This window comes from Caenispirillum bisanense (assembly GCF_039523075.1).
GTDB lineage: Bacteria > Pseudomonadota > Alphaproteobacteria > Rhodospirillales > Rhodospirillaceae > Caenispirillum > Caenispirillum bisanense.
Genome location: NZ_BAAAEP010000128.1, coordinates 1 through 833, shown reverse-complemented (window position 1 = coordinate 833; position 833 = coordinate 1). Strand labels below are relative to the sequence as shown.

Below are 833 nucleotides of genomic sequence, written 5' to 3'. Positions count from 1 at the left end.
CGCTCGACGTGAGCGGGCCATGACGGATGCTTCCGACCGAGTGACGTGGTACGGGCCCCGTCTGCGGGGGCTGCGCGTGACACGTCACGGCATCCGCCTCGCTGTGCGCCCCCCGGACGGCAAGACCGTCGAGGACATCGCGAAGCTGGGCGAGGCTCTGCGCGACTCGATGAAGGCCGATGCGGTTGAGGTCGATGCCCGCACGAGACCGGGCAAGCTCGTCGTGTCCCTCGTGATGCGCTCACCGCTGCGCGACATGCGCCCGCTCGTCGAGCCGATGCCGTGGACCGGCGACTTCGCGGCGGTGCCCTACGGCTACACGATCTTCGGGGAGCCTGCTTGCCTGCGGTTGAAGGAAGTTTCCGGCACTGTCGTCGGTGGACTCCCCGGCTCGGGCAAGACGGCGGGGCTGTCGCTGGTGCTCGCAACGCTCGCACAGTCGCCCGCGGTTCAGTTCGCGATCTTCGACGGCAAGGGCGGTTACGACTGGCAGTGGATCGAACCGCGCGCGGCGATCTTTCACCGGGACGACGAAGACCGCGCCGCCATGGTCGAGCAACTCGAATCCCTTGTCGCCGTGATGCGCGACCGACTTAACCGGATGCCCGACCTTCGTGGAGGGGCGTCGATCTGGACGACTGGTGGCCCCTCCCAGTCGGTGCCGCTGCTCGTCATCGTCGTTGACGAGTGCCAAACGTGGCTCGACCCCGGCGCAGTATCTCGCGGAGACAAAACCGCTGCCGACCTGCGACAGCGCGCCGAGACCGCTATCGCGACGCTCGTTCGCAAGGGCCGCTCCGCTGGCATCTGGTGCGTGCCGACGACGCAGAAGC

The 833-nt window shown here is 68.1% G+C and carries 1 protein-coding gene; it reads left to right on the top strand.

All coding sequences use genetic code 11. From position 1 onward, the window contains the following. Window positions 1–19: 19 nt before the first annotated feature. The coding region (locus ABD056_RS22755) for an FtsK/SpoIIIE domain-containing protein (protein WP_343870584.1) at window positions 20–833 on the top strand (814 nt) is incomplete at its 3' end.